Raw genomic sequence first — 24,266 nt, forward strand, 5'->3', positions numbered from 1 at the left:
GTGTTCACAGCGATTCCTCCACACCAAAGATCGCCGTCGACTGGCTCGACAATGTGCCGCCATTGCCGTGCGCCAGGGCAACGCGCGCACCCTTGACCTGACGCGCTCCACAATCGCCGCGCAATTGGCGCACCGCCTCGATCACGAGGAAGACACCGTACATGCCGGGGTGAACACATGAGAGCCCGCCGCCGTTGGTATTGACCGGCAGGCGGCCGCCCGGAGCAATGCCCCCGTTCTCGACGAAAGCGCCGGCCTCCCCCTTCTTGCAGAAGCCGAGATCCTCCAGGAAGAGCAGCGTGTTGATCGTGAACGCATCGTAGAGACCCACGACGTCGATATCCGCGGGCGTGAGGCCCGCCATATCAAAGGCGCGTCGACCCGATTCGGATGCGGCGGTGACAGTGAGGTTCTCCATCGACGAGATCTGCCGGTTCCATACCGCCGTGGCGTTGCCAAGCACGTACACGGGCTTGGCAACCAGATCCCTGGCCCGATCCGCGCGCATGAGTACAAAAGCGCCAGCGCCGTCAGTGACGAGGCAGCAGTCGCGCACGGTAAGCGGTGTGGATACCATCCGCGCCGAAAGCACATCATCGATGCTGAGCGGATCGCGCATGACGGCCTCGGGATTGAGCTGCGCCCAACGACGAGCGGCCACGGCGACCTCCGCGAGCTGCTCGCGCGTCGTGCCAAACTCATGCATGTGCCGCGAGGCGGCCAGCGCATATGACGTCAGTGGCTGGATAGGCGCGTAAGGGTGTTCATATGGCTGCGGGTCGATCATGCGGAACGCATCGACCATGCCTTTGCGTGAAAACGTCCCGGTCTTCTGCGTGCTGCCGTAGCAGACGAGCACCGCGTTGCACTGGCCACTCTCCAGTGCCATGATCGCCGGCATCAGGTGAGCAATGAAGCTCGACCCACCCAGCATCGTGCTGTCGATGAACTGCGGCCGCAAGCCCAGATACTCGGCAACTGGCAGCGCCCACATACTGGCTGCCGAACTACAGGTCGCGAGACCATCGATATCCCGCAGCGTCAGCCCTGCGTCGGCCACCGCCGCAAGCGCGGCCTGGCCCAGGATCTCCATGGCGCTGAAACCATGAGCCTCTCCAATCCCGGCATGGCCAACACCAACGATGGCGGCCTTGCCGCGTAGTTCCCTGATGCTCATTGCGCACCTCCCACACTTTGGGGAACGAAGACCACGAGCGGCTTGCCATTCTGCTCAACAATGCGAGCGAGAACACGCATCCCGATGCGCACCTGGTCTTGCGCGTATTCCTGCACACGTCCCATCATGCGCACGCCTTCGTCCAGATCCACAAGCACGATCGCATAGTCGGTGCCTGTGCCTGGCTTGCCCATGATCAGGCTGGATGCGTAGATGGTGCCCTGGCCGCTCGTGGCGACCCAGTGCAGATCGGAGCCACCACAATGCGGGCAGGCGACCCGAGGATAAAACACGTGCCGGCCACATTCACCGCATTGCTGGATACGAAGCTGGCCTTGCGCCAAGTGATGGAGATAGGCGGCGTCTGGGCCGCCTGGGGAAAGTGCTAGGTCGTTCATGTGTGTTACTCAGTGGCCTCGCCTGTGATAGCCACATAGCTCGAGATGGACTTGCCTTGCGCCACCAGTTGCGCGAGCAGCGGCGCAGGTTCCCAGAGCTGGCCATGGATGCGGTGGAATTCCTCGATACGCGCAAGCACCTTGGGCAGCCCCACGGTGTCCGCGTAGAACAGCGGACCACCACGCGCGGCTGGAAATCCGTAGCCATTCACGTAGATGACGTCGACATCGCTGCCCCTGCGCGCCACGCCCTCCTGCAGGATGCGCGCGGCCTCGTTGACCAGGGCGTACATGGTCCGTTCCACGATCTCCTCGTCGGTAATCGCTCGCCGTGCGATGCCGGAGTCGCGAGCGCAGGCATCGATGATCGCCTCGACGGCCGGATCCGATACCGGCACGCGGCCGCCTGGCTCATAGCGGTAGAAGCCTGCGCCGGTCTTCTGTCCCAGGCGGCCTGATTCGCAGAGCCGATCTGCGATGTGGCAGTAGCGCAGGTGCTTGGGACGCGTGGGAGCCTGACGCTTGCGTGCGGCCCAGCTGATATCCAGACCCGCCATGTCACCCATGCGCAACGGCCCCATGGCCATGCCGAATCGTTCGACGGCCTGATCCACCTGCGCGGGGCTTGCGCCTTCCTCCAGCAGAAAATGCGCCTCGCGCGTGTACGGGCTCACCATGCGATTGCCAACGAAGCCGTCGCACACCCCTACGACTGCGGGCACCTTGCCAATGCGCTTCGCTACGTCGAGCACCGTGGCAATCACGTCAGATGCCGTAGCCCGAGCGCGCACGATTTCCAGCAACTTCATGACGTTTGCTGGGCTGAAGAAGTGCAGACCCACGACGTCCTTCGGACGGCGCGTTACGGCGGCGATATCGTTGATGTCAAGCCGGGAGGTGTTGGTTGCGAGAATCGCGCCCGGCCTGGCGATGGCATCCATCTGTCGGAAAAGATCATGCTTGACGGCGATGTCTTCGAAGGCCGCCTCGATGATCAGATCCGTCCCCCCGAGATCCTGCATGCTGGTGGAACCATGAATGCGTGCCAGCCGCGACTGCATCTGCGCCTCATCCAGCTTGCCCTTCGAAACCGTGGCCGCATAGTTGCGACGGATTGTCTCGACTCCCCTGGTGAGCGCCACCTCGGAGACTTCGACCAGCGTTACCGCATAGCCCGCGTTGGCAAACGCCATGGCAATGCCGCCCCCCATCGTGCCCGCGCCGATCACCCCTACACGCTGCACCGGACGCAAGGCAGCGCCTTGCGCATCTGGTGGCGGCTTGGCGGCTTCGCGCTCACCGAAGAACAAATGGCGCATTGCCTTGGACTGCGTGCCGTTCACAAGCTCGACGAAGCGCTGACGCTCGAATGCCAATCCTTCCTGCAGCGATCCGCCGAGCGACTGTTCCACACAGGCGATGCACTGAAGCGGCGCGTCCAGCCCGCGTGCCGTCTTTCGTGCCATCTCTCGCGCGGTGCGGAATAGCACGGCTGCATCAGCGGGCGGCGTGACCCTGCGGGCGCCGGTCGGGCGAAGTGCCGTCGCGCGATCGAGCTGCGCCGCAAACGCGATGGCCTGCGCCAGCCAGTCTCCTTCGAATATGGCGTCCAGCAGGCCCGCCTCGAGGGCCCTGGCCGCGCTTACTGTCTTGCCCGAGACAATCCAATCCAGCGCTGTTTCCACACCCACTAGCCTGGGCAGGCGCTGCGTTCCGCCACCGCCGGGCAGCAAACCAAGCTTCACCTCGGGCAAGGCGACAGCCGCCTTGGATTCGGCCACGCGCCAGTGGCAGCCCAATGCAAGCTCCAGACCGCCGCCCAGCGCGGAGCCGTGGATGGCGGCTACCACGGGCTTGCCCAGGTTCTCGATACGCTGAATCAATTGCGGCGTGGTCGGCTCGGCTACCCCCTGGGGCGTGTTGAACTCGCGGATGTCAGCGCCGCCGGAGAACATACGGCCCTCGCCCGCCAGCACAATGGCATCGACAGCCGGGTCCGCCATTGCCGAATCAAGCGCTGCCGCCAGGGACTGCCGCAATGCAAACGACAAGCCGTTGACCGGTGGGTTGGCCCATCGGATCAGCGCTACCTTTCCATGGCGCTCGAAGTGGCCGAGCGATTCAGTGCTTCCGCTCATCGCATCTCCACCACGGGCTGGCCTTCGGCGATATCCGCGCCGACCTCGACCAGATAGCGGGCTACGGTGCCACTCGCCTCCGCCTCCACGGGAATTTCCATCTTCATGGATTCGACGATCAGCAGTGGATCACCCGCCTGCACGCTGCCATCGGGATTGGTGCAATGGGCAACGACGCGGCCCGCCAGAGGGGAACAGATAGTGAGCATGAGGAACTCCTGATTTATCTTGATTTCAGAGGGGGCGCGATGCGATCGAGGCACCTAGCTGGGTATGCAGCTGGCCGGCTACGAACGCCGGATCGCGCAGCACGCGCAGCACATATGGGATGTTGGTTTTCACACCTTCGATGCGAAAGCGATCCAGCGCTCCGGTCAACCGGGCAACCGCGACGTTGCGATCCACGCCATGTGCAATGACTTTCGCAAGCATTGGGTCGTAGTGGCTCGACACGCGGGTGCCAGCGGCATAGCCCGTCTCCACCCGGATACCGTCTCCCGACGGGGGCTGGAACACTGTGAGCTCACCGGGGGATGGGAAGAAGCGCACCGGGTCTTCGGCGTAAATACGCGCTTCGACGGCGTGACCGCGACACTCGACAGCGACGGGCAGCACTGCGGAAAGCGGCTCACCCGCAGCCAGCCGGATTTGCGCTGCCACGATGTCCAGGCCCGTTACCTCCTCCGTTACCGCGTGCTCCACCTGCAGCCGTGTATTGACTTCGAGGAACGTGAACCCGGTAGCGGGTGTGTAGAGCATCTCGACGGTGCCAATGACGTCATAGCCAATGTCCGACAGGATCGTCTCCAGCCGTCTGGCCATGGCCTGCACGGCTTCACGAGGAATATATGGCGCTGGCGCCTCCTCGACCACCTTCTGGTTCCGCCGCTGTACGGAGCAGTCTCGCTCGTAGAGGCAGCGTACTTGCCCGTGCCGATCGGCAAGAAACTGGAATTCCACATGCCGGGGCGCATCGATCAACGTCTCGAAGTACAGTTCCGAGGCGCCAAACGCCTTGGCTGCCGTGGACTGCGCCTGCCGCCAGGCTGCGGCGATCTCGTCCGTACCCCGCACTGGCAACATGCCAATGCCACCGCCACCGTTCGCTGGCTTGAGCATGAGAGGAAAACCCATGTCGCGGGCGATTCGGGTAACTTCGTCAAGGTCGTCTGGCAGCAGTTCACTGCTGCGCATCATGGGCATCCCATGTACTCGCATCAGATCTCGCGCCGCCGTCTTGTGGCCCAGGGTCTTGATCCAGTGCGGGCTTGGGCCAATGAAGCAAAGTCCCTCAGCCTCCACGCGCTCCGCGAAGGCAGCGTTTTCAGACAGGAAGCCATAGCCTGGATGCACCGCATCGGCTCCGGTGTCCCGAGCCGCGCGCAGCAGCGCCTCTTGATTCAAATAACTCGCGGTCGCTGGCGCGTCGCCAATGCAAATCTTGGCGGCGGCTTCCCGCAGATAGGGCATCTGCGCATCAGCGGTGGAATGCACGGCCACGGCCTCCAGTCCCAATGCTTTTGCCGCACGAATCACGCGGGCCGCCACCGCACCGCGGTTGGCAATCAGGATTCGACGGATGGAGCGGGATGCTCGTTCTGGCATGGTCACCTCCCTCATGGACGGAACGCAAAGCGCACCGGGCCGGCCTGCCTCAGCGGTGCGGCGAGGTTGGCGAATTCCACCAGCAAGGCGCGTGTGTCCTTCGGGTCAATGATGTCTTCCACCACGAACGCTTCGGCACTGCGGAACGGAGAGGTCAGGTTGCGTACACGGGCCTCGATCCGTGCACGGGCGGCGTCAGGGTCGCTGGCCGCTTCGATCTCGGCCTTGTAAGCCACTTCCAGTCCGCCCTCGATTGGCAGTGACCCCCATTGCGCGGACGGCCACGCATAGCGGAAATTGAAGCGATCGGCATTCTGATGTCCGCCCCCCGCCACGCCGAAGGCTTTACGCAGGATCACCGTGCACCAGGGCACCGTGCTCTGCGCCACGGCTGTGAGCGCGCGGACACCGGCGCGCATCACGCCTTCCTTTTCTGCCTCCAGGCCGATGCGGAAGCCCGGCACATCGACAAGATTCAGCACAGGCAGGTGAAACTGCTCGGCCAGATCGACCATGCGCATGTATTTCTCTGTTGTCTGACGGTCCCAGGCGCCACCGTAGTGATACGGGTCGCTGGCGACCACAACGACCGGCCAGCCATCGATGCGAGCCATACCCGCCGCGATCGCCTTCCCCCAATGACACCCTATCTCCATGAACGAGCCGCTGTCCACCAGCGTCTCTACAATGGTGCGGATCTTGTAGACCGAACGTGTGTTCTCCGGAATAGCGTTCCGCAGCACCGCCTGATCCGACGAGGCTTCGCGCCCATCGTCCGCTCGCGGTGATAGTTCGTGCACGGACGAAGGCAGATACGAGAGGAATCGACGCGCACGAGCAAAAGCTTCCTCCTCGGAAGCGACCTCGTCGTCGACAACGCCGTTGCGCGCATGGATTTGGGCGCCACCCAGTTCGTTCTTCTCGAGCACTTGGCCGGTGCGCGCCACTACTGGAGGCCCCGCCACGAAGAGCTGCGCTGTGTCGCGCACCATGACGGAGTAGTGGCTGGCCGAAACACGCGCCGCGCCCAACCCCGCCACCGAACCCAGTGCCAGACCAACTACTGGCACGGTCGCGAGATTGCGCGCGATATATGGCCAGGACTTGAGCTTGGGCAGGAGCGTATGCCCCTTGATCTCGATGTTCTTGACGGACCCACCTCCGCCAGTGCCATCCACCAGGCGTACCAGCGGGAGCCGCAGGTCGTGTGCCAATTGCTCGCCTACGATCATCTTGTCGCCGACGGCACCATCGTTGGCACCACCGCGCACAGTGAAGTCATCGCCCATCACTACCGCAGGTCTACCGCCGATCCGCGCGCGACCCATGACGAAGTTGGAGGGCGTCACATCGACCAACTTGCCGTTGTCGTCGTACTGCCCCGTTCCAGCCAGTCCCCCTACTTCCACGAATGATTCGCCGTCTACCAGGAGCGCGATGCGCTCGCGCACCGGGATCTTTCCATTGTCCCTATGTCGCTGCACCTTGTCCGCACCGCCCATGCGCTCGGCCAGCATCTTTCGCTGTGCAAGTTCAGCCAGTTCCTTTTCCCAAGCCACCTTGATGTACTCCCTTGTGCGTGCCGGTCAGTCCAGCTTGATGTCCGCCTTGCGGATAATTTCCGCGTATTGCGCGGTTTCCTTTTCGATTTGCTGGGCGAAGCGCTTGGGGCCAAACATGCGAATGTTGCCTTGCTGCTCGAGCCGTGCTTTCACCGCCGGGTCCTGCACGGTGCTCGCAATGGCTTCAGAAAGCGCGTTCACAATGTGTGCAGGTGTCTGGGCAGGTACCAGAGCGCCAACCCAGAATGAAATATCGAAACCCGGGTAGCCGGCCTCGGCAATGGCTGGCACATCGGGCAGTTCGTGCCAGCGCTGGGCCGATGTCACTGCCAGCGCGCGCAACTGTCCGGCCTTGATCTTGGGTACCGCGGAAGGGTTATCGAATTCGGCGTCCACTTCACCGCCCAGCAGCGCTACCTGCGCAGGAGCCGACCCACGATATGCCACGTGGGTCATGCTGACACCGGCCAGATTGTTAAGAAGTTCGAAGCTCAGTTGTGTGAGATTGCCCATCCCCGCCGATCCGTAGGAATAGACCCCCGGTTTGGCCTTGGCCAGATCCAGCATGCCCTGCAAATTTGCGGCAGTGCCGATCGGACCTTTTTGCGGATTGACCGTCAGGATGAAGGGCACGGAGACCATGAGCGACACCGGAGCAAAGTCCTTCTTCGGGTCATAGGTCATCTTCTTGTAGAGCAGCGGGTTCACCGTGATGGTGCTCGAGTTGCTGATCAGCACCGTGTACCCGTCTGGCTGCGAGCGCGCAACTTCAGCGGCCGCGAGCATGCCATTGGCACCTGTCTTGTTATCCACGACTACGGTTTGGCCCAGTTTCGTGGACAAGCGCTGGCCAATGATGCGAGCCACCGTGTCGATGGAATTGCCCGCGCTGAAGCCCACCACAAATCGGATGGGCTTGGTGGGGTATCCCTGTGTTTCCGCCCGAACGCTCCCTCCAGCCACGCAGGCCACGAGCCCGACCGCGGTCACCAGAAACCGTCGTTTCGTACGCATCACTGTCTCCTCTTGGTTTTTCGCTTGTTTTTACGCAGTTCTATTCCACAGAACACGTGTTCTTTTTTTAAGTTTTAGGCAAAAGAAGTCCCAAGTCAACAGTTAATAATTGGTGTAAACCCCGATATTTGCGGACGAAATTGACGATACTCTACTGAGAATCGTGATCAATATTGATTCCAACCATTCTGTCAAATGGAATTTCAATCTCACGTAGAGAAGATTCGCATAGACCCCATGAGCGAGATAGATTGCGCGCGTAGGCAACCAACCAGCGACAGATGCAACTAGACCAATCGAGTCAGATTTCCATGCAATCCTCTGCGTCCTCGGAAAGGAGTGATGGGGTGGCCGCGGTTGATCGAGCGCTGCATGTCGCCACCACCCTGGCCAATGCTCCCCGGGGACTGACACTGTCCGAACTCGCGAACATCACCAGGATGTACAAGAGCACCCTCTTGCGTCTGCTCTCTTCACTGGAACGTGCCGGGCTGGTGACACATCGCGCCGACAAGCGATACGCACTCGGTTCGCTGGCGTTCATGTTTGGCCGGTCCTACGAACAGGCCCACGGGTTGAAGGGCGCGATTCAGCCCATCCTGCAATGGCTCGTTGACCAAGGCACGGAGAGCCCCTCCTTCCACGTGAGACATGATCGTGAACGTCGCCTTTGCCTGATACGCGTTGACTCCAATCATTCCACCCTCGATCGAGTCCGCACTGGCGATATGCTGCCGTTGCACAGGGGGGCGGCAGGCAAGGTAATTACCACACTGGACTCAGCCATCCAGGCGCAGGTCCCGGCACCATCCGACCTGATCTTCACCTCGTTTGGAGAGCGCGACCCGTTGTGCGCGGCGATCGCGGCGCCAGTGTTTGGCCCCTCCATGCTCTTGCTGGGCGCGATCTCGGTTTCGGGCCCGCTCGAGCGGTTCTCCGAACTTGCCGTGGAACGTATGAAAGGCCTGGTATTGGCCGCAGCGCAGAGCGCCACGCGGAGTCTCGGTGGCAACTGGTAGTCCCCCCATCGACCTTCCGAGTGCGATGCACTCCGCACCGCCTTGTCGTAGTCAACCTATGCGTGGCACTTAGGGCGATGAGGTGCTCGCATCGCCCCTGGCAGCCGAGTTACGTGAGCGTGCAATCGCCCGGCGGCGGTGCGGCGTATGCGATCGTGGCGAGGACAGATGCACTCGCGCCGTCCCCTGATCGGGAAGCTGATGGATGCACTTGAGAATCTGGCTCAAGTGCCATCGTGGCAAACAGAAGGCGACGTATTTCCGCGCGGATGGCCCGTCTAGCGCCTTTCCGGTATCTCGAAGATGTCCCAACCCTTTCGCTGGGTCTTGAGGAAGGCTTCGATCGATTCCACGGTCACGGTACGGATCCTGCCCGCAAACCGCAGGGAATCAGGGTGATCATCGAATGCCACGTTGGCCTTGAACATCCGTCCACCGAGTCGGGTCAGCGTGCCAATCTCCATTTCGGACGGCTTGTAGCCCGCCATCTCCAGCCACGCTTGTGCTTGCCCACGGTCACGGATCGTGGCATCGCGCGCGCTTGCGGCGGCAACGGTTTCGATGACCCAGCCGTTTGAATTCTGATAGCGCGTCGAGAACGGATATGCCACGAGGCTGTAAAGCTCGTCATGGACGGCGCGGAGAGCCTGTCCATCCGACAGACGCGAAAGTAGCGCCTTCGCCGTGTCTTCGGGCGGCACCATGACCAGAGTGTCGAACAGGAACAGATCGTCCAGATAGAAGTTCCCGACACCTTCATACCAAAGGTCCGACTGGTTCGTTCCACAGGTATTCAGCAGATGGGCGATTCGCCACGGTGACCCGGGCGTGCTTCGATAGACGATGCCCACATGGCTGTATTTGAGTCCGTACTTGCTGAGGTCCTGCCCGACCCGCCCCAACAGCGCAACCTGCACGCCCCGGCGGTCCAGTTCACCGGTCACCCGCTGAGCGGTTGCCATTGCCGTTTGCAGTACCGCCGGCGTGAGCGGGCTGTCATTGCACGGCTGGCCGGCGATGGCCTCCGGCGAGTTGGCCAGGCACATGGCGGCAATCGCGCTGGCGGCCATGGCCGCGATACCTCTCGCTTTCATCTTGCTGCCCCTTGCTGAACAACGGGGCTCGTGCCAGGCACGCGCGAATGATGCAATAGCGCCTCACCTGCCGCATTGGGCAGGAAGGCCAGGACCTTCCCCGATGCGACCAGCACGGTGCCAGTCGACTGCGCGACCACGTTTACCGTGGTGCCAACGGAGAGTCCAACCGCCTCCACCGCGCCACGCGTCACCTTCAAAGACGCCTTGCCAGCCTGCCTGGAGCCCTCCAGCAGCACATCGAATGCGTCCTTTCCTGCCTCGGTGATGCCCGTGACAACGAGGACACTCCCCACCCCCGCGATCGAGACCAGCGCCGCGGCCGGATCGCTGCCTTCGGCACTCGCGGCGGCACTGGCAGCCGGGCTGGCAATGATCGACAGCGTGCCAACGGAAATCTGCTCGGAGGGTGATTGATGATTGACCGATTGAGCCAGGGAAATTGCGGGAAGACTGGCTGCGGCCAGAAGACCAATGAACGATCGGAGTGGCGTCATCAGGGAAACACGAGGCAAAGAAGCGAGGAGGCGGAATTGCGGTCAAGGGCGCTCCAGGTGGAGTCCCGGCACAGGGCCGCTGTAGTAGCCGCCATGCTTCGCCAGACTGTAGGGGGCCGAGATGACTTCGGGGTTCAGAGGCAGCACAAGCTGGCCAGAGAAATTTCTGGAAAGCCTTTACGGATGGGTCGCAAGGCAGGTGCGCCACCGCATCGCGTCAACAGGAGTCGTCCGTCACAGACCAATGGGACAGGAAGGAGGGACACGCCCTCAGCGCTTACGCATCGCCCTGCCCATACACAGTCGTCATGTGACTATCCAGCGATGCCAGCAGCACCGCATCCTTCATGTTCCCCAATGACGACGCGGCCATATAGCCACGCATCTCGCTGGCGCAGGCAATGGCAGCTTCCACTTCGCGCATCGCCAGGATTTCCGCCGTCATGCTTGCCGCCATGGCGTACAGCGCTTCGGGATCCGGTGCATTCGTGTCGCGCTGCCGCTGCCGGGCGAAGATGTCGCCGAACGATTCAAGCAACTCGGCGCATTTGAAACTGCCTCCCATCGTCGTGCTGTAGTACCAAAGCTGCTCATCGTCGTCGACCTCCAGCTCGCCGCCGTCCCGGATGTGTTGCAACATGCTTTCGAGCGGAGCAAAGAGCTTGTCGAGCACCCACGGCTGCAAGCGTCCGGGGAGATGGGCCTCTGCCTGACGTGGACGATACGGCTTGCGGGGGCGGCTACTTTTTCCCATTTTCGTGCGGGGACGCCAGACGAATGACGACAAGCAGGATGACGCCGAGGATTGCGAGTGCTCGCCCCGTCAGCATGACAAACTGCTGGAATTCGACCGCTGTCATGCGCGCCTCCCAGTGATCTCCGGGAGCGCAGACCCCGGTGCGGGAGGCGATACCAACGTCAACGGCAAGGCATTCGGTTGCGCGCCGGCATTTGCTTCCAACAGCAGTGCTAACGCGGCCTTGCGCAGCAGACTGTCTGTCGGAAGAATCTCGGTTAGCGTCTTGAGTTGGCGAATAGCATCGGTCGCTTCGCTGCCAAGGCGCGAAGGTGGGGCTTGATGCATAGATACTTGGGACTGCACGACTGTTCCTGAAGAAAGCCCGTATACCAACAGCAAGTGCAATTGGATGGGAACAGATGTTTCCCAAGCTCTGGCGGGAACAGTCACAATTGGCCGGCAAAGCGAACTTCTGCCTGACCTATCCGGGGCATGCAGTGCTGCCCAATGTCGATGCTGCCTGCAGCTACGGTAATGACATCAGCGCATCATTGCCAATGAGCGGCCAGTCAGCACGCCCCGAACGTTCAATCCTCGAAATCACTGCGCACCACCAGCACAGGGATCCTGGATTGCGTCAGTACGCCCTCCGAAACGCTACCAAGCACCATTCGCTTGATGCCGCGTCGGCCATGCGTTCCCATTACGATCAGATCGGCGTCCCAGTCATTGGCTTCGCTGGTGATCGTGTCGGCAATCTGCCCTGCTGCCGATCCGGCCTCTTCAAGCAGTTCGGTGGAATAGTGCAAGCCGTTGGCTTCCATCTTCGAGCGAGCATGTTCCAGTATCCGCTTGCCGATTGCCGCGGTTGCCGCCTCGGCGGGCGTCAAGGTGCTGCCAAGCGCCTGTGTGACAACAAATAATGCCTTGACCTCCGCGCTCATGGCTTTTGCGACGGTCACGGCCTGCGCAAGGGCAAGCTCGGCGGCATCACTATCATCAACAGCCAACAGGATTTTCTTGTACACGATGACCTCCTCCTCTTCTGTTTGTGGAATCGTCTGGCGAATTGCGCTTATCGGAACACGAGAACGGGGATCGTGCTATGGGAGAGCACGTCCTGCGTGACGCTGCCAAGCAGCAGCTTTCCCAACCCCTTTCGACCGTGAGACGCCATGAAAATGACATCGCACTGCAATTCATTGGCTTTCTCGATAATCCCAAGATGTGGTGCCGAGGCGGAGGACGTTTTTCCGATACACGGTACTCCCGCCAATGCGGCTGCGGCTTCAATCCGGGAGAGTTCCTCCCGGGCCGCACTTTCAAGCCTGCTCGCGACACTTTCGGTATCGACCGCCGCGCTCATCGAAATGGACAAGCGAGGCTCTTCCTTGCAAATGTATGGCGTCAGACGGGCCCTGGTGCTACGGGCAAATTCAATGGCCGCCGATACAGCCTTGCGCGATTGGTCGGAACCGTCAACGGGCAGCAGGATGTGTTTGAACATAGAGGTCTTGGGTTGAGGGCGAATCGGTTTGCAAACGGCTGACCGATTGCCGAACTGGCGGCATTCCCCTGCCTTCAGGCACGGGATACCGGCACGGCATACGGGGAGCGTTTCTCGATTCGTAAACTGAATCGATTTAGTTACAGTATCCCCGTACCGCCCCGGTCTCCTTGACTGGAGTCAACGTCCCGATGCCGGCCCTCTCCGACACGTGCTCCCACGGGAAGCGGCCGGCAAAAATCCAGAGCATTGATAGCCATCAGAGCGAACTGCCGCGATTTAGTGGCTTGCAGAGACGCCGGGACGACATCTGGGTAATGCTACAAATCCCCTGGTCAATTTGGATTCCCAAGGATTCGGCATTCAGACCAGAAACGTCTGAAATCGGGTGGGCAACCCGGTAGCCGCGGGTAACGCGCCATCCATTTGCATCGCTACGCTTGGCTCGCGTGGCACGAAATGTCAACGCCCTGGCTGTTCATGCAAAGTCGATCGCCAGTTGCCCACCTATGCTGGGGCTCTTGAATCCATGTTCGGTTCATGCTTGAGCGCCCCCGTCAGCAACCCCGTCCACGACACACGCCCGGACATTCCGCTTGTGAATGCCCCCGGATCGCCGATCGATATGCAGCCCCTGCATCGCAGGGCATGAAGAATCGATCGTCCGTTAGTCCCCGGTACAGCCTGCACGCGCACTCCATGCACTGAAGATGGGGCACGCACCCGTTGGGGCGCGGGACCAGGCTACACATCGACCACCCACTGAACGATACGCAGCGCCGCGCGCGTCGGCGAGCGGATATCGCCTGGAACTGGCGCCCGAGCAGCTTTCAACATTATCAAGGAGACCTCGTGAACACCCTGAATGGCTATGACTACGAAGACCTGCAGCTTGGCATGACCGCAAGCTACGCCAAGACCATCACTGAAACTGATATCGAGTTGTTCGCGACGGCTTCCGGCGACAACAACGCCATCCATCTCGACGAAGATTTTGCGAAGACCACGCCGTTTGGCGGACGCATCGCCCACGGGATGCTGACGGCAAGCGTGATCTCGGCGGCGTTAGCCAGTCGCCTTCCCGGCCCGGGATCGATCTACCTGAGCCAGAACCTGCGCTTCAGGGCCCCGGTGAAGCCTGGTGAAACCGTGCACGTGACAGTCACGGTCACGGATCTCCAACCGGAGAAACGGCGTGTCGCGCTCAGCACGGTCTGCATGGTTCAGGACAAGGTCGTGGTCGACGGTGACGCCCTGATCATGCCAACGTCAGCAAAACGACGTGAGCAATGAGCCGCGCAACCGTCCGATATAACACGCCATTCGTCATGAGAACGCCAATGCCTGTGCCGACACCGCTTGCCAATCCGCTGCTGAACGGCTTTCCCTCGCCGCTGACGTCGCTCGCGGAGCTATTCGCCTACCCACGCTACCTGCCCAGCGGCATCGACATGCCCCGCCTGATGCAGTCCGGCTTCCGGCACCTTGAAGGTCAGTTTTCGATACTGGCCTCGGCATTCGGTCAGGCCGGAGCAGACCAAAAGCCGGACCGCCGGTTCGCGGTGAAGGACTGGGACGAGAACCCGTGGTACCGGATGCTCAAGGAAGGTTATCTCCTCAATGCCAAGACGCTTGCCGAACTGGCCGAGTCGATCCATCTGAACGACGACGACAAGAGCAAACTGTCCTTCTTCCTGGGGCAACTCGTCGATGCCATGAGCCCGTCCAACTTCCTGGCCACCAACCCGGAAGCCATCCGGCTGGCATTGGAGACCAACGGTGAGAGCCTCCTGAACGGCTTCGCGAACTATGTCGAGGACATGCGCCAGCGGCGCATCGCCATCACCGACGAGTCGGCGTTCGAGGTGGGCCGTGACGTCGCCACATCCGAAGGCGCCGTGGTGTTCGAATGCGATGTGATGCAGCTGATCCAGTACAAGCCGCTGACGTCGAAGGTGATGTCGCGCCCGCTGGTGATCGTGCCGCCCTGCATCAACAAGTACTACATCCTCGATCTCCAGCCGGAGAACTCCTTCGTCCGTTTCGCCTGCGAACAGGGTTACACGGTCTTTGTCACTTCGTGGCGCAATCCGCAAGAAGACATGCGCGGTACCACCTGGGACGACTATGTGGAAGGTGTCATCAAGGCGCTGGAGGTCAGCCGTGCCATCGGTGGCGCAAGCCAGGTGAACGCGCTGGGCTGGTGCGTCGGCGGCACGCTGCTGACCTCGGCCCTGGCAGTCCAGGAAGCACGCGGCGAAGACATGGTGGCCAGCATGACACTGCTGACGACCATGCTGGACTTCACCGACCCAGGCGACCTAGGTTTCTTCCTCGACGAAGCCACCGTGGTGGCGCGCGAGCAGACCATTGGCAATGGTGGCATTTACTCTGGCAAGGAACTGGCCTTCGTCTTCCAGACCCTGCGACCCAACGACCTGATCTGGCCGTACGTCGTCACCAACTACCTGAAGGGAAAATCGCCGGCAGCCTTCGACCTGCTCTATTGGAACGCCGATGCGACCAACCTGCCCGGTCCCATGTACGCGTGGTACCTGCGCAATATGTACCTGGAGAACCGGCTTTGCAGACGCGACGAGTTGTCGATGTGCGGGCATTCGATCGACCTGGGCAAGATCAAGGTGCCGAGCTACGTCCTGGCCACCAAGGAGGATCACATCGTCCCCTGGCAGTCGGCCTATCGCAGTACGCAACTGCTCGGTGGCGATAGCGAGTTTGTGCTGGGCGAAAGTGGCCACATCGCCGGTGTCATCAATCCGGCCTCCAAGCAGAAGCGCGGCTACTGGAGCGCCGGCGCACAGGGAGATCATGCAGAGGACTGGCTCGCTTCCGCACAGTCCACGCCGGGAAGCTGGTGGACGCACTGGAGCGCCTGGCTCAAGCGTCACGGCGGCAAGCAAAAGGCGGCGCCGGCGAAGCTCGGCGACAGCCGGTTCCAGCCGATCGAACCCGCGCCGGGCCGGTACGTGAAGGTCAGGGCCGAGTAAGTCTCAACCGCCATAGCGCGCAACACTCGCGGCGCAGCCTGACGACCCGGACTCCGCTCACGGTACGCGCCGTAGCCGCGACACGCTCGCGGCTACGGGCACGATAACCGCGAGCCCAGCTATTGCCGTGACCTCCATGCGGTGATCGGGGCGAAGGAATATAGCCACTAGCACGCCGACGATGATCAGGATGCCTGCCCATGTGAGCCACGGGTAAAGCCACATGTGCAGAGGCATCTTCTGAGTCTCCGCATCGACCTTGGCACCCACCTGCAGTTGGGTAGCGGCAATGGCCAGTTACACCAGCGGAGCATGTGTTCCTATTCCATCTTTATCAAACTATTCCCATACGTTTTCGATCATTGCTTTATCGCAATGGATTGTGCAGGGGCATCAATCCCTTTGACGTAGACGGGACTAAGGCACCGGCGCGGCCGCGTCCTTCGACAACCCAAGCGGCGCGGCAGTGAGCGCCAGCCGCAACGTCTACGTGGCGGAATGGTGGACTGGTGGAATGGTGGAATGGTGGAACCAAAGTACCCGCAAGATCATGCTGGTACATTAAAGGAAGCTCCCAGTCCTTACCGGGCATCGATCAACGTATGCTTACGGATTGCCTTGCCCAGTGCAGTCCTGATTTACACGACGGGCGCTGACTCTCCACCGCTTACTGCTCGTGGTTCCGATGATGCGATCGATGCTTTCAAATATGCTGCGTTTCCGATCAATGATCGATGACCGCTTCGTTGTGGGGCACTTATGAGCGGGCTCCATGCCGCCTGGCGCAACCAGACTGATGACGCGCACACCCCACGAGCCCGTGCCATCGGGTTAAGCGACCCATGCCGATGCCAACGTGCAGTGTTGCTGGGAGACCGTCCGACTGTCGTCGTCATTCATCAAGGGTCGTCTCGCCTCAACGCCGATTTGGATGTCGTTGGCCACTCCTGATGCAGTGACAGCGCCATAGACCGATGGCTGCGACGGCGGCAGTCGTGCTCATTGGATGAGCACGGTCAATTGACTGTTGGCGTCTGAACCACGTACGTTCGCCACGTGTGTGGACGTCGCTGGCTGGATTCGGAGGGCACGTGGGAGGGAACACTCACAATTTGCCGGCGCAAGACGATGAGACCGGCGCGAACAAAAAAAACGGGCCGACGGGTGACGGCCCGGAAAGGGGGTCCACGAGTTTGAACCTTCCACACGTGCGTACGCAGCTTAGCGCATGGGGCTGGCAGAGCGGTATAGGCGCGCGCCTAAATGGCGCTTGTGTAACGATTCCCTGCGCTGCGGCATTGGGGAACGCGGCGGTTACCAGCGTCATTAACAATGTAGTGCTCTTGCGGAAACGAGTGCTTCGGCGTTTGCATGCACTTTCGTCATTGCGTAGACATAGACCGGCTCAGAATAGGAAGTTGGCGGGATTGGGAAAGCGCGTAATGTCGACACCGATCTCAGCCACGGGGACTCGCGGGAGTGCCCTTGCCTGAGGCGATGGTCATGAGCATGGTCCGGCCCGCTGCCGCCGCTAACAGGACACTGCCGAGCACGAGGTTGGCGTCCTTGCGCACGTTCTGGGTACGCAGGCGATTCTGAATGATCTCGCGGACGAGTCAGCGTGACTCCAATGTCACGCGTTCGCAACGCGGCTCAAGCAGTTTAGGCCGCGTCCTACTAGACCTTCGCGTCCGCTAATTTGACAATGCCCTGCATCCTATGCCGACGCGACAAAGGGAACGCGCATGTTCCAGACCAAGGCCATTGAAATCGAGTTGGGCACGGTTCCCGCCGCAGAATCGTGCGCGCAGGTTGACCATAAGGACTACAGCGAGCGTTCGAGACGCGAATGTGCTGTGTACATCCGACTGTTGCGACGAGTTTTCAACGAACCCAACCCTGGTCTGCTGACATTCGTGCGTCGCAGCTTTCCGCATGGGCTCGGGCGGTACAACAGCGTGGTGGCCGTCATGACAACTGAAGGTGCCATGCTGTTCGACCAGCAATTGGTACCGCACGAGTGGGACCACATCGCCCGTGCCGAACTGACGTGGCTCCGGCTGCGACAGAAGTGGTGCGAGACAGTGCATGCCCGTCCATCTGCAAAGGCATTGGTACCGGACATCTTTCTCCACCACGCGATCCCCAACTTCCCCAACCATCCTGCGGCAATATGGTGGGCAATGGGCTACATGCCCATTCCTGCGAACTATGCAACCGCCGTTCAATGAGCCTCGACTATGAAAAGCTTGCAATCCATGCCGACTATCGTGGTCCATTTGGACGGTGGCCGTGTGCGGCATTTCGAAAGCGATGACCCCGTGATCGTAATCGTGGTCGACCACGATGCTGAGGGCACCAATGCACACGAAGTGAAAACGCTGCCAAAAGGCGGCGCGGCGACAGTCCGTCAGCAGTTGGTCGTTGACGTGGCGCGCGAGACGGCTGAGGCGTGGCGCTGGCTGGCCCGAGGCTGAGACGCAATGCCAGGTGCTCTCCCATCTGGAGCCCCTCCGGCTGGGCGGTCTCCCGCAACCTACTGAGAGACCGGTACATTCAACCAGATCAACGACTAGTTCATTGCCGCCCAGAAGACGGCAGACCAGGTTGACACGGATCCCTAGCCGAGTTCAGCAAGTCGAGCAGAAAATCATACATATCCAGCAGTGACGCACCAACCTGCTGCACTTCCGAGCGCGGCGCCGCTTCGTACAGAACATCCAGTCGACGAACAAGCTGGACCAGGTAAGGTTGATTCAGCATCGTCAGGGCTGAAGCGGCCCGATGACACCAGAGGTGCAGGCCTGTGGGTGAAAGCTCCGCCAGATGCTTGCGAAGTGCCTCACGATCTTCCTTGAGAGCCTGCTGAAAGATCTGCCGTGCTTCCTGTCTTGCCAGTATGTCGCCTAGGTGCGAACTCAACTCAGCGGCGTTGATTCGCTCAGGACGAAAGCCGTCTGATCCGGGTGCTTCATGACCGGAGATCACTACGGGATCCTGCGCTCCAGCTGCGGGGGCTAGACCTAGAGGCTTTCCTTGCAACGCTGCCTCGATCGCATGATGTAACGATGCCGGAGTCGCCGGCTTTAGCAGGAACCCGTTCATACCAACGTTGATGCAATGGAGATGCTCCTCTTGATCGATCGTGGCGGTCACGCCAACTACGGGAATTCCGCGTACAGGAAGTCGCTCGCTCGCGCGAATCGATCGCGTCAGTTCGAATCCATCCATGACCGGCATATGGCAATCGGTCAGCACCAGATCGTAGGTGTCTGCATGGACTGCGGTCAGCGCTTCCTGTCCATTGGCGCATGTTGTGCAGCGATAGCCAAGCAGACTCAACTGCCGCTGTATAACCTCCCGATTAATGGGATGATCCTCGACAAGCAAGACCCTGGGCCCGCCAACTGCGGGCGTGGAATACTGGCTGGCCGACGGGACATGCCCGAGCACCGCTTCCAGTGCCCCGAGAAATGCTGTCCAGCGTAATGGATTGGTGCCAAGCAATACACCACGTTCATCCTGACGATAACCCAGCGGGAGAAATTCGTCGGTCAAATAGATCGTGATCCTGTTGTCTGGTTTTTCTGGTCCACAGTAATCGGTGAGCAGCACCCCATCCCTGGGAAGTACGTCACCTGCATCGATGTGCAGCATCCCGGCGGCGGCACCGAGCGCTATCAGTGCCTCTCGCATTTCAGCATCTCTGACCAAAACCGATAGCGGTCGACCTTTTAGGTGCGGGATGTCAAAGTCCTTGGAGACGACCTCGCAGGGTATCCGCAGCACCACAGTTGTACCGACGCCTTTCTCGCTCTCAAGCGTAACCTCGCCGTCCATCAGGTCAACCAGTCTTCGGACGATTGACAGGCCGAGTCCAGTGCCACCAATCCTTCGCGTGGCACTCTCCTTGCTCTGAACGAATGGTTCGTACAGTCGGCTGAGGTCCTCCTTGGCAATGCCAATACCGCTGTCCTCCACTTCCACGACCACATTCGGTGGCCCACCGCTTGCAGGCTCCACGGTTACGCGCAACGTAACGCGACCCCGCTCAGTGAACTTGACGGCATTGCCCAGCAGATTGAACAGGATCTGGCGCAGGCGGATACTGTCAGCCTGAACGATGGCAGGTAACTCTGCACCCACTGTTTGTCTCAAGCTCAAGTTCTTCTGGGCGGCTTGGGGTAGAAGCAGGCTCAGCACGCCATCGAACAGATTCCGAAGGTCCACCGGCGTACGCAGGATGATCATCCGGTCGGCTTCCAGTTTGGCGTAGTCCAGAATATCGTCGAGGATCTGCGCGAGTGCGTGCCCGGATTCGCCTGCCAGTGCCAGCATACGCTGCTGCTCTAGCGTCAGCGACATATTCTGCAACAGGTCAAGCAATCCAAGAATGCCGTTCATCGGCGTGCGGATCTCATGGCTCATCATCGCCAGGAAGCGGTCCTTGGCGATGGATGCTGCCTCCGCCGCGTTCTTCGCTTTTGCCAGCACTTCGGATTGTTCGCGGTCTTCCGTACGGTCAGCATAGTAGCCATGCCACAGGACGCTGCCATCGGCCTCTAGCTGCGGCATCGCCTGGACCCGAATCCAGCGTGTCTGGCCACGGACGAGAAAACGCAAATCCTGTGTCATGAGTTGAACCTTCGCCTTGGCATTGGCTGCCGCGGCCAATGCCTTGCGGAGGTCCTCCGGATTGACGATATCCAGCATCAGGTCGCTATCACCGACCAGCGAATCGGCGGAGCGATCCAGCAACTGCTGAGTGTTGCCGCTTACCCATGTGTACGCGCAAACGCCATCGCGTTCGCGCATCTGGAACACCGTGGCAGGCAAATGACGAGTCACGTCGACCAGCATGGCTTCGGCGGCTCGGGCTTTAGACTCCGCGTTGCGAATATCCGTGACGTCGACGGCCGCTGAGATGATGCCGGCGATGTCCTCACCAGCACCGATGATAGGTTTCGTCCAACACAGAAAATGGCGCCGCATCCCATCACAATCTTGGAAATCCACGGCAAACTGCTGCAATTGCCTAGTTTCCAGCGCTCGCTGCGAGCCAGCTTCCAGCGCTTCGGACACGCGTGCCGATTCCAACCTCTGTAAGTCGCTGGGCAACGCACCGATCATCTGCTCCCGTGTCATCCCGGCGATAGCCTGATAGACAGCATTGACTTCGACGTAGTACCCCTTCCCATCCTTGACAGCAATGGGGATGGGTAAGGCGTCCATCAGCGTACGCTGGAAAGCCAGCTGCGCTTGAAGCCGCTGCTGGGCAAGTCGCCTCGCGCTTGCCTCGCGCCGCAGTTGATACTGCCAGCGCAACAGGACACCGACAAAGACGACCACGGCAACCAGGTATGGAGCAATGCGCTTGAGTATCTGCTGCCATGATGGCTCCAGTGGGTAGCCGGCCGCAAAGTAACGGTTCACGATCGCCAGCCGTTCGTCTTCCGGCATATGATCTATGGCGCGGTTAATAAGCGGCACCAGTCTCGAACCGAGCGCAGGGGAGACGGCAAAGCCCATCTCCACCCCTCGCCTGCTGGAGCCGATGATGCGCAAAGCACCTGCGAAATGACGTTCTAACTCCACTTCAACGGTGACCAGATCGGCCACGTAAGCGTCGGCTTTCCCATCAGCAACGGCTTTCATCCCTGCATGCACCGAACTTACGGTCGACAAGCGCAGACCTGGCACTGCCTCCTGGAGCAAGCCCGCAATACCGCTTCCCTCGTTGATTGTCACACGCTTACCTCGGAGGTCTCCGGCGCCATCAATACCCGCGGCCGATAGACGCCCCGCGATGACCAGCGGAAATGTCGCGTAGGGTTGAGTGGCAAGCAATCCTGTCTGCATTGCATTTTCGCCTACTGCAACAGCAATGAGATCCGCCTCACCTTCCCGAACAGTCTCCAAGGCATGAGAAAAGGATGCGGTAGCCTCGTTCTGGAACCGCACGCCAAGCGTGCGATTCAGATAGGACAGATAGCCGGCCACCATGTCGTTGAGCCGCTTGTTCGCCTTTAGATAGCCGCACGGCGACGATCCGCTATGGAATGCTACCTTCAGCACAGGCAGAGACTGCAGGTACTCTCGCTCATCGGAAGTCAGAACGAGTTCCCCTGGGTGTGGTGTCGTAGTGGAGGTGGTCGGCGCCGAGACTGTCTCCGCTACTGGACGCCGCATGTCTGACGGCATTACCGACGCGGTCGTGACTGACGCGGATTCGGTCGGCGTGCCATGCAAAGCCAGTACTGGCAGGAGCAATTGCGCCCACGCCCGCAGGCGAAGCTGTCTGAGCCACCGCCGCGCTCGTCTAGGCACAGATATTGGGGTGCAGATCAAAGCCTCTCGCAGCAATGAGGATGTTTCGGGAAACTGTTGCCCTACTCGTACAGCGGTCTTGCAGACCTCAAGCGTGAATCTGCTGGGGATTTTCATAGTTGCGCAGGCGTGATAATCCATTGGCGTCTCGCCACGCCTGTACACGTCTCGTCGTTCCGTAAAGATGTCACGATGGCGCTAGTTAGCGCATCACTCTAGCCAGCCACGCCGCGCCAGATAATGAGAAAGGGCAAGGTCATTGCGCAAGCCGAGTTTGGCCATGGCCGAACATTTCTGAACACTCACTGTCTTCGGGCTACGACGTAGGTGCTTGCCAATCTCTCTCACACTCATTCCCTGGGCAATGAGCCGCATCACTTCACGCTCGCGCACGCTTAGGAGTTCGAATGCTCCGCCATCCTGCGTGGCAGTTAGGGGGGAAAAATTGACGCCTTGGGCCGCGGTACGCTTAAGGACATTTTGGCAGGCGCGCAACAACGTCTCGGTCCCTTCTGTCTTGGGGACGAAGGCATTGGCGCCGGCCAAGAGAATGTCATTGATGACAGGAGCCGACGTCACCATCGAATAAACAAGGATGCCGATATCGCTTCGTAGACGCCGCAAGCGGTCAACGAGATGCAAACCATCTCCGGGATGTCCGAAGACGTAGTCTGTAATGACCAACTGCACATCTGGGTTGAGAATGGCGGCGCAAGTTTCGTCTGCCGTCGACACCATCGCATCAACGGTAAACCCGTGTGAATTAAGGAAATGGCTCAATGCAATGAGTACGATGGGATGATCGTCTGCGATGACGATTCTACAATTTTTTGAGGGCGCGAAATCCGATCCTACTGCACGGATCATGGCGTCCCTGGATGATCTGTCGAAGCCTCGAAGGCGCTATTGGGGAGTGAACCCAAACGGCCCTGGCTGATGTCTGATTCAGCGCGTGTGAGCTGCATGATAGTGCCACGTGGATTCGATTGCGACGATGAAACATCGAGAATTGATTCGACAACGCAAACGATGTTCGGGCATGAAAAAGGATGAATCAATAGGCCTTGGATTATTTTATAATCTATCTTTTATTTCTGAAAATCATCCCTTCAGGGTGAAGCAGCGCGACCCGTGCGTCATTATGTCGGGACCATCGACATAAGAACCTATACATTGCATACGGAAGTGTGCAGAATCCGGCGCAGCCAACTTACGCGTGGGCGGTTAGCCTAATCACACAAAGAAAGTTCGTCAATCCGGATAAACGAGGGTAGAACTGAAGCAGCGAAGCGCAGTGCGCTGGCGCCATCTGGCCCCTTTGGTTTATGGAGGGTCTGCACAAGTCCACGTTCGCAGGTCCTCAGTCGTTAATGCGCGGAGCCACCGCAAATGGCGAACAAGATGAAAAGGCCAGCCCTGGACTGAACCACTCAACCAAACGCACTCGTCAGCACGACCCCATAATGAGACCTATTAGGCACTTTTCGCACTGAATCACCAGCAGCGCGCTATTGTGAATGTTCCAAGCCAATTAATTATTTGTCGATAGGCCATCGCCTAATCAATCGATGCAGGCGATGGCCTATCCAACAGCACGAACAAATCCGAAGAGAGCCTGAAGACATTCCGGCTGCATCCTTCAAAGCTCGCCTTTATCCATTTCAACGGTCCTGATCTCGGTCATCGGCATATGCTCCAGGATAGTCCTCCCCGATGACGCAGCCGCCACGGGATCTCAACGCTCCCCCAAGTCCCTGAAAATTTATACTGGTGGCCTAAGAACTCCGCCTCCGAGTCACGAATTACCTGAACCAGCCAGCCTCCTCAGTTTCCTTAGCGCCTCACAACTTCAATATTGAAAAAATCCTATGAAATTGTCAGTGACGCATTGGGCATCGAGTAGTATCTAAAAGCTCTCGCTTTCATTGATTTCGCGAACAACCATCCCTGCCCATGCTGCACGCCGGGATGAATCCGTCAGCAGTTGCTGTAGTGGCGGTAAATGAAGCTGGAATCGGATGCCAAGACGCAAGAAGAGTAATGCAGTGACGTGCTCAGCGACCGGAATTTGAAAAGGCCCCAACCGCACGGGGAAGGCTCGTCTCTTGCGTCGCGAGTGTTTCAGCCGCCGTTTAGTCTCTGTTACGCTGGCGGAAGTCTGACCTTGCCCCTGTTCCACGA

The 24,266-nt window shown here is 60.0% G+C and carries 20 protein-coding genes; 5 read left to right on the forward strand and 15 right to left on the reverse strand.

The window, feature by feature from the left end; translation table 11 throughout:
* Positions 1–4: 4 nt before the first annotated feature.
* From B2246_RS20545 to B2246_RS20575, 7 genes are read right to left on the reverse strand one after another with little or no spacing between them, the layout of a single operon-like run.
* The gene (locus B2246_RS20545) at positions 5–1,177 is read right to left on the reverse strand and encodes a thiolase (protein WP_035882173.1); all 1,173 of its coding nucleotides are present in this window, start codon (positions 1,175–1,177) and stop codon (positions 5–7) included.
* Positions 1,174–1,575, reverse strand: a complete 402-nt coding sequence (locus B2246_RS20550; protein WP_035882171.1) for a Zn-ribbon domain-containing OB-fold protein — start codon at positions 1,573–1,575, stop codon at positions 1,174–1,176. Before B2246_RS20550 ends, B2246_RS20545 begins: the two co-directional genes overlap by 4 nt.
* A 5-nt stretch (positions 1,576–1,580) precedes the next feature.
* Positions 1,581–3,713: a 3-hydroxyacyl-CoA dehydrogenase NAD-binding domain-containing protein gene (locus B2246_RS20555; protein ID WP_035882168.1), complete on the reverse strand. Its 2,133-nt coding sequence runs from the start codon at positions 3,711–3,713 to the stop codon at positions 1,581–1,583.
* Positions 3,710–3,922 (reverse strand): acetyl-CoA carboxylase biotin carboxyl carrier protein subunit, encoded by a 213-nt coding sequence (locus tag B2246_RS20560; protein ID WP_035882167.1) that lies wholly within the window; start codon positions 3,920–3,922, stop codon positions 3,710–3,712. The genes B2246_RS20555 and B2246_RS20560 overlap by 4 nt, the downstream gene beginning before the upstream one ends.
* Before the next feature lie 25 nt (positions 3,923–3,947).
* Complete coding sequence (locus B2246_RS20565; RefSeq protein WP_035882166.1) at positions 3,948–5,318, reverse strand: acetyl-CoA carboxylase biotin carboxylase subunit; 1,371 nt, start codon at positions 5,316–5,318, stop codon at positions 3,948–3,950.
* A gap of 11 nt (positions 5,319–5,329) precedes the next feature.
* Entirely contained in the window at positions 5,330–6,877 is a 1,548-nt protein-coding gene (locus tag B2246_RS20570) for an acyl-CoA carboxylase subunit beta (protein ID WP_286880669.1), read from the reverse strand.
* A gap of 27 nt (positions 6,878–6,904) precedes the next feature.
* Complete coding sequence (locus B2246_RS20575) at positions 6,905–7,852, reverse strand: Bug family tripartite tricarboxylate transporter substrate binding protein (protein ID WP_286880670.1); 948 nt, start codon at positions 7,850–7,852, stop codon at positions 6,905–6,907.
* A 389-nt stretch (positions 7,853–8,241) separates the two neighbouring features.
* On the opposite strand from B2246_RS20575, the gene B2246_RS20580 reads away from it, so the two are divergent.
* Complete coding sequence (locus tag B2246_RS20580; RefSeq protein ID WP_234706971.1) at positions 8,242–8,913, forward strand: IclR family transcriptional regulator; 672 nt, start codon at positions 8,242–8,244, stop codon at positions 8,911–8,913.
* 278 nt (positions 8,914–9,191) lie between these two features.
* Here B2246_RS20580 and B2246_RS20585 read toward each other — a convergent pair whose 3' ends face one another.
* The 5 genes from B2246_RS20585 to B2246_RS20605 form a co-directional block, all read right to left on the reverse strand.
* Positions 9,192–10,007, reverse strand: a complete 816-nt coding sequence (locus B2246_RS20585; protein WP_035882163.1) for a DUF2145 domain-containing protein — start codon at positions 10,005–10,007, stop codon at positions 9,192–9,194.
* The gene (locus B2246_RS20590; RefSeq protein WP_286880671.1) at positions 10,004–10,504 is read right to left on the reverse strand and encodes a hypothetical protein; all 501 of its coding nucleotides are present in this window, start codon (positions 10,502–10,504) and stop codon (positions 10,004–10,006) included. The genes B2246_RS20585 and B2246_RS20590 overlap by 4 nt, the downstream gene beginning before the upstream one ends.
* A 277-nt stretch (positions 10,505–10,781) precedes the next feature.
* Positions 10,782–11,177 (reverse strand): hypothetical protein, encoded by a 396-nt coding sequence (locus B2246_RS20595; RefSeq protein WP_286880672.1) that lies wholly within the window; start codon positions 11,175–11,177, stop codon positions 10,782–10,784.
* A 653-nt stretch (positions 11,178–11,830) separates the two neighbouring features.
* Positions 11,831–12,271 (reverse strand): universal stress protein, encoded by a 441-nt coding sequence (locus tag B2246_RS20600; protein ID WP_008650789.1) that lies wholly within the window; start codon positions 12,269–12,271, stop codon positions 11,831–11,833.
* A gap of 47 nt (positions 12,272–12,318) precedes the next feature.
* The gene (locus B2246_RS20605) at positions 12,319–12,750 is read right to left on the reverse strand and encodes a universal stress protein (protein ID WP_008650786.1); all 432 of its coding nucleotides are present in this window, start codon (positions 12,748–12,750) and stop codon (positions 12,319–12,321) included.
* Between the two features lie 852 nt (positions 12,751–13,602).
* Between B2246_RS20605 and B2246_RS20610 the strand changes: the two genes are divergently transcribed.
* The 4 genes from B2246_RS20610 (at position 13,603) to B2246_RS20625 (ending at position 18,235) form a co-directional block, all read left to right on the forward strand.
* Complete coding sequence (locus tag B2246_RS20610; RefSeq protein ID WP_011516401.1) at positions 13,603–14,043, forward strand: MaoC family dehydratase; 441 nt, start codon at positions 13,603–13,605, stop codon at positions 14,041–14,043.
* Between the two features lie 47 nt (positions 14,044–14,090).
* Positions 14,091–15,758, forward strand: a complete 1,668-nt coding sequence (locus B2246_RS20615; RefSeq protein WP_286880673.1) for a PHA/PHB synthase family protein — start codon at positions 14,091–14,093, stop codon at positions 15,756–15,758.
* Positions 15,759–17,503: 1,745 nt separating this feature from the next.
* The gene (locus B2246_RS20620) at positions 17,504–17,989 is read left to right on the forward strand and encodes a hypothetical protein (protein ID WP_008650780.1); all 486 of its coding nucleotides are present in this window, start codon (positions 17,504–17,506) and stop codon (positions 17,987–17,989) included.
* 9 nt (positions 17,990–17,998) lie between these two features.
* Positions 17,999–18,235: a hypothetical protein gene (locus B2246_RS20625; RefSeq protein ID WP_286880674.1), complete on the forward strand. Its 237-nt coding sequence runs from the start codon at positions 17,999–18,001 to the stop codon at positions 18,233–18,235.
* Positions 18,236–18,335: 100 nt separating this feature from the next.
* On the opposite strand, the gene B2246_RS20630 is transcribed toward B2246_RS20625, so the two are convergent.
* The 3 genes from B2246_RS20630 to B2246_RS20640 all read right to left on the reverse strand — a co-directional run.
* Positions 18,336–21,833 (reverse strand): ATP-binding protein, encoded by a 3,498-nt coding sequence (locus B2246_RS20630; RefSeq protein WP_286880675.1) that lies wholly within the window; start codon positions 21,831–21,833, stop codon positions 18,336–18,338.
* 462 nt (positions 21,834–22,295) lie between these two features.
* On the reverse strand, positions 22,296–22,952 hold the full coding sequence (locus B2246_RS20635) for a response regulator transcription factor (protein WP_008650776.1): 657 nt from the start codon (positions 22,950–22,952) through the stop codon (positions 22,296–22,298).
* Between the two features lie 1,039 nt (positions 22,953–23,991).
* The coding region (locus tag B2246_RS20640) for a hypothetical protein (RefSeq protein WP_286880676.1) at positions 23,992–24,266 on the reverse strand (275 nt) is incomplete at its 5' end.

The organism is Cupriavidus sp. UBA2010, from assembly GCF_002335265.1.
GTDB lineage: Bacteria > Pseudomonadota > Gammaproteobacteria > Burkholderiales > Burkholderiaceae > Cupriavidus > Cupriavidus metallidurans.